We start from the raw sequence: 10,563 nt of genomic DNA, 5'->3' as shown, positions 1-10,563 counted from the left end.
CGGACAGGGGTGGTCAGGCGGTTTCCGCAACGACCTCGATCGCGACACCGGTGAGCTCGTAGATGCGCAGGCCCGGCTTCCACAGGTCGGCGTCGGCGATCACGACGACCCGGCCGGCCTCCCGGCGGACCTCGCGCACGTGCACGTCGAAGCGCAGTTCCCGGTCGTGCCGCAGGATCTGGCCGCGGTACTTCCAGGCCGTCTCCACGTCGGTGGCGAGCGCGAAGCGCGGGCGCTCGATCCCCTCGGCCAGGCCCTGCTCCAGCACGAACAGCCGCAGCGCCTGCAGCACCGCCTCGACGCCGAGCGAGCCGGGCATCACCGGGTCGCGGTGGAAGTGGCAGTCGAAGTACCACTCGTCGGGGCGGACCTCGCGGTGGCCGTGCAGGTAGCCGAGACCGTGCCGGCCGCCGTCGGCGACCAGGTCGACCCGGTCGACCAGGTCGAAGTGGCCGCCCGGCAGGTGCAGCCGGCCGCCCGCCGGGTCGGTGAACGCGGCCGCGCCGCCGCCGAGTTCGATCCGGCGGACGCGGTCGGCGGCGGGCTGCTCCTGGTCGATCCAGGGGGCGACGTACTTCCCTGCGTCCAGGCCCGCCTGGTTGGCCAGCGCCGCCTCGCTGAAGTAGCCGAACAGCGACTCGCCGGTGTAGAACACCTCGCCGTCGGCGGAGAGTTCGTAGCTGAAGTTCTGCAGCACGGCGCCCTGGACGGCGCTGGTCATCAGCAGCTTGGAGTGGTGGCGGATGGTCTTGCCGCGCAGGTCGACGTCCTTGACCAGGGTGGCCCGGCCGTCGAGGTTGCGGATCGCGTACTCGGTCTGCGGCTGCTTGAGGGTGGCGCCGAGGTAGTAGCCGAGCAGGATGGCGGCCTGCAGCGAGGTCTCCATCAGCACCGCGTTGGGCACGTGCGGGTGGGAGTTGTGGGTGTAGTACCAGGCGTCGTCCGGGGAGTCGTACTCGGTGACCATCTCCGAGCCGGGGCCGAGCTCGCCGCGGGTGCCCTTCAGCGACATGATCCGGTCGACGAACTGGAAGTCCCCGTTGGGGATGTAGGGCGCCCGGTGGTCGGCGTAGACGTCGAACTCCGGCCCCATCGCGGTGCCCAGGTCGCCCTTGGCGGCGTGCGCCAGGTGCAGCTCGTTGATCATCGCGGGCTCGCCGGAGCGGTTGCGCCGCCCCAGGAAGGCGGGCACGCCGCCGGGTTCGGGACGGTACGGGGTACCGTCCTTCTCCCGGATCTGGATGCCGAAGTTGCGCATCCGGATCACCGGCTTGTCGCCCAGGTACACCAGGATGTCCGCGACCACCGAGGGGCGCGGGAGCATGGTCAGCTCCATCACCTCGATCTCGTACCGGATCTCCCGGTGCGCGGGGGTGATCTGGCCGCGGACCTGGACCTCGGTCTGCAGGCCGATGATGGTCTGGAAGCGGGCGTCCGGCAGCACCAGGTGCATGCCCTGGTGCAGCAGGTACGCCTGCAGCGCCTGCACCGCGCCCTCGGCGACCATCGAGCCGGCCAGTACCGGGTCGTCCGGGAAGTGGCACTCGAAGTACCAGGCGTCCGGCTGGAGTTGCTTGTGCGCGGTGAGCGCGCCGAGGCCGCGCGGGCCGCCGGTGCGGTCGATCCGCAGCCCGTCGATCATCCGCAGCCGGGCGTCCGGCAGCCGCAGCGCCGGGTTGAGGCCCTCGTCCTGGGCGTGCTCGGGGCCGAACACCTCGCCGGGACGGCCCTGCGCGAGCAGTTCCAGGTCGGCGGCGTCCAGATGGTTCTTCGCGGTCCGGGCCAGCGGCTTGAACCAGGTCCTGGTGAGCGCCGCCCGGGCGGCCTTCTCCTTCTCGGTGATCACCACCCCGAGCGGGGTGTCCAGCTCGGCCTGGCTGAAGAACCCGGCCGAGGCGTCCTTCAGCTCCAGGATCAGCTCGCCGTCGGCGTAGCAGAGGTAGCTGAAGAAGAAGAGGGTGGTGTCGCCCTGGGTGACGAAGCGGTTGATCGAGATGTCGTAGCGCAGGGTCTGCCCGGCCCGCGGCAGGTCGCCGTGGAACACCAGGGTGGAGTCCAGCAGCCGGTAGACCCGCTCGCCCTTGTTGCGGAAGTCGATGCCGAGGTAGCTGATCAGCAGCAGGTCGCACTGGCCGGCCTCGATCGCGACCGCCGGCGGCACCCCGTCGTCGACGGTGTACCAGGCGTCCTCGGGCACGTCGTACTCGGTGCGGATGAAGGACGGCCGGTAGACGCCGGTCTCCGCCCGCAGGTCGGTGACCCGGGTGACGAAGTGGTACGGCGGCGCGGGCAGCCGCACCCGCTTGCCGTAGCCGTCGATCTCGGCGAAGGCCGGGCCGAAGACCGCGGCCAGCGAGCCGGTGGCGAACTCCAGCAGGTCGGCCTCGTCCCAGATCACCCCCTCGGCCTTGGCCGGGGCGGGCTCGGGCGCGGGCACGGGCACCGGCGTGGGCGCCGGCGCCTGGGCGGGCGGGAGTTCCGCCCGCGGGGTGAACCCGACCGCCTCCGGCGCCGGGGCGGGCGGCAGGCCGGCGCTCTGCGCGGGCGGCCCGTCGAGCAGCGCCTCGGTCCGGGCCAGGGTGCTCTCCTGGAGGACGCGCTGGGTCTCCATCACCACCGAGTGGGTGGCCACCATCTGCCGGCGCAGCTCGCGCACCAGGTCGCGGGCGCGGTCGCCGTCGGCGGGCGCCCGGTCCGGCGCGGCGGCGGTCAGGGGCGCGGACGGCGCCGCGGGACGGGGTTCGGCCGGCGCCGGGCGGCGGGCGGCGGCGGGGGTCGGTGCCGGGGCGGGTTCGGCCCAGGGCAGGAAGGCGATCGGTTCACCGTCGAAGGTGATGACCTGGGGGTCGGCAAGGGTCGGGTCTGCGGGCATCTGGTCCTCCGGCGGAACGGGACCGGCTGGTCCGGAAGGGCCGGCCGGGGCGGGGCCGGCCGGGAGGGGGCGGGCGGCGGCCGGGCCGCCGGAACCCGCGCCGAGCGCGGCCAGGACCGGCGCGGCGAACGCGGGCGGCGCGCTCACGGGCAGGGCGGCGGCGACCGGGCGGGCGGCGGCCCCGGCCGCGGCGGCCTCCGCCAGCAGGCCGGCCGTCGCGGCGGCGACCGTGGCGGGGATGGACGGGCCGCCGCCCACCGGGAAGGCCGCCCTGGCCGCCCGGGCGGGAGCGGCGGGCGCCGGTCCGAGCAGGCCCACCAGGTCCAGCGGCACCCCGTGCGCGATCAGCCGGGCGGCCACCTGGGCCACCGAACGGGCCGCCGGCACACCCCGGCGGTCGACCGACACCGCGACGTGCGGTGCCCCGCCGAGGGTCTCGCGTACCCAGCGGGTGCAGGTGGCGCCCGGGCCGACCTCCACGAAGTAGCGGAACCCCCGGTCGTACGCGGTGCGCACCAGCCGCGGGAAGTCGATCGTGGAGCGCAGCGTGTGGGCGATCCGGTCCGCGACCCGCTGCTGGTCGAGGTCCTCGACCGGGCCGTAGTCGTAGGCGCTGAGCAGTTCGAGGCCGCCGGTGGAGCCGGTGGGGTGGCTGTTGAGCTCGGCCAGGCCGGCCACCTCGTCGTCCACCACCGGGCAGTGCATCACGCCGTTGACCGGGGAGCGGGCCGCCGGGCAGCCGAGCTCCTCGATCAGCTGCCGGCACTGCGCCGGGTCACCGGCCACCACCAGCTCGCCGGGGGAGTTGACGTGGGTGAGGAACACCCGGTCGTAGCGGGTCAGCGCGGCCCGTACGGTCTCCGGGTCGGCGAGCAGCACATGGCCGGCCCAGACCTGCGCGTCCGGGGTGTCGGCGGGCAGGTCCCACAGCTCGCGGACGGTGTCACGCGGGCCGTTGAGCCGGTGCTTGAACAGCGGGGTGGCGCTGATCCGGTCGTCCCGGCGGGCCGAGCGCCGCCAGCCGCCGGTGGCGAACAGCATGCTGCTCTCACCGAGGCTGTAGCCGAACGCGCCGTGCACCGGCACCCCCAGCAGGTCCCGCACCAGGTCGGTGTTGAGGATCGCGAAGGTGGTGCCGGTGGCCAGCATGAACGGCAGGTCGTCGGCGAGTTCGGCCTCCAGAGCCATCAACTCCCGTCGCCCGGGGGTGATCTGGGTGCGCGGGTGGAGCCGGGCGGTGCGGAAGGTCCGGTCCGGTTCGGCGACCTCCGCCTCGAACCGCTCGAGCAGGCCGGGGAAGGCCCGGAACAGGTCCCGGCCCAGCCCCGGGTACGAGTTGACGGCGCCTGGGTAGACCAGCGCCACCTTGCCCTCGGGGCCGATCGGGTGCGGGGTGAAGCAGCTGCCGGCCGGGGTCGCCCAGTCCTCGCCGCGGGCCTGCGCGCCGGGCAGGTCCCGGGCGGCCAGGTCGAGCTGGCGGGCCAGCTCGTCCGCGTCCCGGCCGACCAGCACCACCCGGGGGGTGCCCGCCGGCAGCCGTACGGCTGCCGCCCTGGCCAGCCCGTACGGGTCGGCGCCGTCGGCGAGCAGCGCGCGGTGGCGCTCGACCTCGGCGAGCAGCCCGGCGGGCTCCGCCGCGCCGAGGGCGAGCAGGACCGGGCCGCCGGCCCGCTGCCAGTCGCGCTCCTCGGTGCGGCCCCGGGTGCGGTCGGCGGACAGCACCAGGTGGCCGTGGGCACCGCCGCCGCCGATGAACGAGACCGCCGCGTACCGGCGGCCGCCCTGCTCCTCGCGCAGCCAGGGGCGGGAGGAGTCCGGCAGGTAGCAGCCGGTGGCGGCGAGCTGCCCGGCCCGTTCGGCAGCCGGACGCTGCCAGCCCGGGACCCCGGGCAGGTAGCCGTGGTGCAGGGCGAACACCGCGCGCAGCAGCCCGGCCATCGCCGCGGCGCCCTGGGCGTCGCCGAGCTGCGCCTTGGCGCTGCCGAGGGCGGGGCCCGGGGTGCCGGCCGGGTGGACGGCGGCCAGCGCGGCGAGTTCCGCGCCGTCCTGGGCGTCGGTGCCGCCGGCGTGCAGTTCCAGGTAGCCGAGCCGCTCGGGCCCGATGCCGGCCTCGGCGAGCGCCTGGCGGGCCGCGTCGGCCAGCGCACCGGCGTCGGCCTCGGGCAGTTCGCCGTCGACGGGGACGGCGTGCCGCACGGCGACGGCGTCCAGCCGGGCGTAGGCGGGGCGGGCGCCCTCGCCGGGCCGGGTGAGCACCACGGCGCCGGCGCCCTCGCCGATCCGCCAGCCCTGGGTGCCTTCGCCGAAGGTCAGCCCGGGGCCGGCCACCGGCGCGCCGTCGGTGCCGTTGATCCGCAGCAGCAGGCTCTCCGGGGAGCCGGCCAGGTCGACGGCGCCGACCAGGACCGCCTCGACGGTGTCGTCGAGCAGCAGCAGCCGGGCCAGCTCCAGGGCCTGGGCGGTGCCGGCGGCCTCGGCGGAGATGGTGAAGGAGGGACCGGTGAGGTTCCACAGCGAGGAGATCCGGCTGGCCATGATGTTGCCGATGTAGCTGAGCACCTCGTTGGCGACGATCGGCTCGTGCACGCCGTCGCGGGCCAGTTCGGTCAGCCGGACCCGCTGGGCCTCGGTGAGGTCGAGCCCCGCCCGGTCGAAGAGCTCGTGCAGGTGGGTGCCGAGCCGGTGGCGGGCCAGGTGCAGGTGGGCGCTGGGCTCGATCTCCATCGCCACCACCACGGCGACCCGGCGCGGCGCCGGTCCGCCCTGGCCGGGGGCGCTGTCGCGGCTGTACCCGGCGTCGCCGAGCGCCTCGTCGGCGACCTCGGACATCAGGGCGTGCTGCAGGTTGTAGTTGCGCAGGTCGGCGGGCGGGATCCGGTGGTCGACCGGGTCGACGCCGACGGAGTCCACGAAGCCGCCCGCGGGAAGCGCGTCGCGGGTGAGTCCGGCGGCGGCGAGCGCGCCGTCCGCGGTCTGCTCCAGGCCGCGCCAGCGGCGCTCGGGCAGCGGCCCGAAGGCGTCCTGGCAGTCGTGCACGGCCCGTTCGAACGCGGCGGCGGTGGTCAGCGAGCCGAAGTGGGCGCCGACGCCGACCACGTCGAGCGCGGGCGGTGCGACCGGCTCGGGTGCCGGTTCGCGGGCGGCGGCCGCGTCGGAGAGCACCACGTGTGCGTTGGTGCCGCCGAAGCCGAACGCCGACACCGCGCCCCGGCGCTCCCCCGGCCCGGCGGGCCAGGCGCGGCCGGTGCGCACCAGTGCACCGGCGACCGGGCCGTCGGGGCCGGCGACCGGTTCGGTGACGCCGATGGTCGGCGGGAGCTGGCCGTGCCGCATCGCCAGCACCACCTTGAGCATGCTGCTCAGGCCCGCGACGGTCAGCAGGTGGCCGATGTTGCCCTTGACCGATCCGAGCAGCGGCACCTTGCCGGCCGGGCCGAAGAACGCGGCCACCGAGGCCGCCTCGGTGGCGTCGCCGATCGGGGTGCCGGTGGCGTGGCACTCCAGGTAGTCGATCTCCTGCGGTGCCACGGCCGCGTCGGCGTAGGCGAGTTGGTACGCCCGGTGCTGGCCGGCCTCGCCCGGTACCAGCAGGTGGCGGCCGGCACCGTCGTTGGACAGGCCGATGCCGTCGATCACGGCGTGGATCCGGTCCCCGTCGCGCTGCGCGTCGGCGAGCCGCCGCACCGCGAACATCCCGGCGCCCTGACCGGTCAGGATGCCGGCCGACCGGCTGTCGAAGGGCTGGCTGAACCCGTTCTCCGGGTAGGCGTGCAGGTCCGAGAAGGACAGGTGGATCAGTGTCGGGTCCGGTGCGCAGACCCCGCCGGCCAGCACCAGGTCCGCCTGGCCGGCCGCCAGGTGGTCGCAGGCCAGCTTCAGCGCGTACAGCGCCGAGGAGCAGGCCGCGTCCAGCGCGTACCGGGGGCCGCCGAGGCCGAGCGCGGCACCGACGATCCGGGCCGGGGCGCCGCTGACGCGGGCGTCGGCCGGGTCGGCGGCGGGCCCGGCCGGCGGGGCGTCGAGCGGGCCGAGGCCGCCGGCGGCCAGGCCGTCGCGGACCGCCTGCTCGACCAGCGGCAGGCTGATCCGGGCCGAACCGGGCGTCGGGAACGAGTAGTTGCCGAGCACCAGGCCGGTGCGGCCGAGCAGCTCGGGCCGCTCCAGGTGGCCGCTGTCGCGCAGCGCCTCGCGGGCCACGTACAGCGACCAGTGGAACACCCGGTCCAGCCGGGCCAGCCGGTCGGCGGCCAGCCGGTAGCCGGTCGGGTCGAAGGTGAAGTCGCGGACGAAGCCGCCCCTGGTGTTGGTGATCCGGTGCCGCGGGTCGGCGGTGGCGGGATCGGCGGGCGCGCCGAAGATCTCGGGGCCGCCCTCGGTGCGGCTGTCCGCACCCGCGCTGAGGTTCTGCCAGAACTCCTCGGGGGTGGCCGCACCCGGGAAGAGGCAGGAAAGTCCGACGATGGCGTACTTGGTCATGGAAGCCGGGTCCCTCCGGGCTGTGGGCGGTCCGGCCGGCCGCGCTGGGCGGCCCGCCGGACCAACCGGGTCGGGTACGTCAGCTGCTGACGAACTTGGCGGCCAGCTGCGGGGTGGAGACCAGGCTGACGCCGCCCAGTCGGGCCAGCACCCGGCCGTCGAGGCCGACCGCGGTGACCGTCAGGCTCGCCGAGGTGCCGTTCACGGACCCGGGTTCGACCACCGTCAGGAAGGTGCCGTGGTCCGGCAGCGGCTGGTGGAACTCGGCCCGGGCCACCGACAGCGGCAGGCTCGCGGTGGAACGGAACAGCCGCATCCACACCAGGCCGGCCTGCAGCAGCAGGTCCGCGGCGCCGGGCCGGTAGAGCCGCCCGGCGAACGCCCCGCCGGCCGGGCGCGGCCCGTCCAGCGAGCACTCCAGCACCAGCCGGCCCTCCTCCTCGGCCAGCACCCGGCGCACCCCCTGCAGTGCCGGGCCGTGGAACAGCGTCCCGTCGGTGTAGAACCCGGCGGCGTCCCGGCCGTGGCCGGGGGCCGGCAGCGCGGCCATCGCCGGGTGGTTCAGCTCGGACGCCGGGTCGGCGCCCAGCACCACCCCGGCCGCGTAGTGCGGCCGGACCGTTCCGTCCGCGGCCACCGAGCGGATCACCACCTCGGTGGTCGCCTGGTCGCCCGCGGGCGTCGCCGCCAGCTGCAGCCGGGCCGGCTCGGAGCCGTCCAGCACCAGGCCCTTGTGCACCGCGAAGTCGCGCACCTGGCGGACCGTACCGCCGCTGAGCCGCTCCACCGCGCCGATCGCCCAGCCGAGCGCGAGCGCCGCCGGGAGCACCGGGACCCCGCCGATCAGGTGGTCGGCGACGATCGGTTCGGCCGCCAGCGGGGCGGTCTCCCGCTCCAGCACCACGGCGGCGGGCGCCGCGGGCTGCCGGACGGACAGCGGGGTCGTCGGGCCGAGCACCGCCACCGTGTCGTGGCCGTGCTGCGGGGCGAACTGGCCGGTGAACAGGGCGGTTCCGGTCTTCTCAGGGATCAGCGTGATCCCGCGCTCCTGGAACACCGCCTTGATCTGCGGCGAGACCATCCCGCTGTCCCAGGCACCCCAGTTCAGTGCGGTGACCCGGGCGTTCGGGTGCCGCCGCTTGAACGAGCTCGCCCAGGCGTTCAGCACCTCGTTGGCCATCGCGTAGTCGGACTGCCCCTGGTTGCCGAAGAACCCGGCCACCGAGGAGAACAGCAGCACGTGCCGCAGCCGCTCGGCCGGCAGCGCCTCCACCACCGAGCGCAGCCCGCCGAGCTTGGGCGCGAAGACCCGCTCGATCTCGGACGCCCGCTTGTTGGCGATCAGCTGGTCGGCCAGCACCCCGGCGCCGTGCACCAGCCCGGTGACCCGCCCGGCGTACGGCGCGAGCGCGTCGGCGGTGGCCGCCGCGTCGGTGATGTCCACCGCCAGGTACTCGGCCGGGGACCCGGCCGCGCGCAGCTCGGCCAGCGTCTGCCGGATCTCCCGCTCACCGACCACCGCGCGGTACAGCTGCTCCACCCGCTTCGGGGTCGGCTTCTCCCCCGCCGTACGCAGCTGCGCGACGGCGGCGGCCTTCAGCTCGGCCTCGGCCGTCACCCCGGCCGCCCACGCGGGCTCCTCACCGAGCGCGGTCCGGCCGAGCAGCAGCAGACCGGGACGGTACGCGGCGGCCAGGTCGATCACGCAGCGGGCGGTGATGCCGCGCCCGCCACCGGTGACCACCAGCAGGTCGTCCGGGCCGATCTCGGCCACCGGGGCGGCCGGGTCGGCGGCCAGCGCGGTCGGCGCCTGCCCGAGTGTCAGGCAAACCCGGCGGTTCGCGTCCCGGGCCACCTGGACCGGCTCCGCGGAGGCGTCGTTGACCTCGGCGAGCAGCAGCTCGGCGGCGGTCCGCGGGTCGAGCCCGGGCGCCAGGTCCACGGCCCGGCAGAACAGCTCCGGCGCCTCGACCGCCAGCGTCTTCACCAGCCCGCCGAAACCGCCCGCCGGCACCCGGTCCTCCGCCACACCGGTCAGGCCGAACGCGCCGTCCAGCCGGGTCAGCGTGAGGAACCCGGCCCGCGCGGTGGCGGCCTCCTTGGTCAGCGGCTCGACCAGGTGCTTGGCCACCAGCAGGGCGTACGAGAGCCTGCGCACGCCGTCCGCCCAGTCGCCGTCCTGCCGGGTCGCGAAGTTCACCACCAGCCGGACCGGGGTGGCCAGGATCTGCTCGACCCGCTCGGTCAGCTCGGTCACACCCCAGCCGGCCAGCGCGAAGTCGGCCGCACCGTCGACCGTCCGCGTCACCGACGGCAGCCGCAGCACCCGCACGTCCCAACCACCGGCCTGCAGCCGGGCCGCGACCAGCGGCGTCAGCTCACCGCCGTCGTCCACCAGCAGCGCGGCCGAACCCGCCGGGTAGGCGCCCACCAGCGCGTCCGGGGAGGGGAGTTCGACCAGGGCGGCCTGCGCGCAGCCGATCGCACCGCGCGGCGCCGGCCCGGCCGGGGCGGCGGGAGCGGCGGCCGGCGGCTGCTTCTCCGCGATCGGTTCCGCTCTGGGAGCGGTGGTGGCGGTGTCCGCGACACCGGTCATGAAGTCGACTATCTGGCCGAGTGTCCGCAGCTCACCGAGCTGCTCCGGACCCACCGGCGTGTCACTCGGGAACCGCTCCGAGAGCACACCCAGGATCTCGACCCGCTTGATCGAGTCGATCCCCAGATCCGCCTCGACATCCATCCCCAACTCGAGCATCTCCACCGGGTAACCCGTCTTCTGCGCCACCACCTCCAACAGCGCAGCCGACACCTCACCCGCACCCGCACCGGCCGGAGCAGCAGGCGCAGGCGCGGCCACGCTGCTCATGAAGTCCACGATCTGACCGAGCGTCCGCAGCTCACCCAGCTGCTCCGGACCCACCGGCGTGTCACTCGGGAACCGCTCCGAGAGCACACCCAGGATCTCGACCCGCTTGATCGAGTCAATGCCCAGATCCGCCTCGACATCCATCCCCAACTCGAGCATCTCCACCGGATAGCCCGTCTTCTGCGCCACCACCTCCAACAGCGCAGCCGACACCTCACCCGCACCCGCACCGGCCGGAGCAGCCGGCGCAGGCACGGCCACGCTGCTCATGAAGTCCACGATCTGACCGAGCGTCCGCAGCTCACCCAGCTGCTCCGGACCCACCGGCGTGTCACTCGGGAACCGCTCC

Annotated in this window: 2 protein-coding genes; both read right to left on the bottom strand. The window is 75.2% G+C overall.

The features are described from left to right. Positions 1 to 13 precede the first annotated feature (13 nt). On the bottom strand, positions 14 to 7,348 hold the full coding sequence (locus tag AB0D08_RS14045; protein WP_359888617.1) for a beta-ketoacyl synthase N-terminal-like domain-containing protein: 7,335 nt from the start codon (positions 7,346 to 7,348) through the stop codon (positions 14 to 16). A gap of 79 nt (positions 7,349 to 7,427) precedes the next feature. Then, the coding region (locus tag AB0D08_RS14040; protein ID WP_359888615.1) for an SDR family NAD(P)-dependent oxidoreductase at positions 7,428 to 10,563 on the bottom strand (3,136 nt) is incomplete at its 5' end.

The organism is Kitasatospora sp. NPDC048540, from assembly GCF_040651175.1.
Classification (GTDB): Bacteria; Actinomycetota; Actinomycetes; order Streptomycetales; family Streptomycetaceae; genus Kitasatospora.
This window is presented reverse-complemented; position numbering and strand designations above follow the sequence as displayed.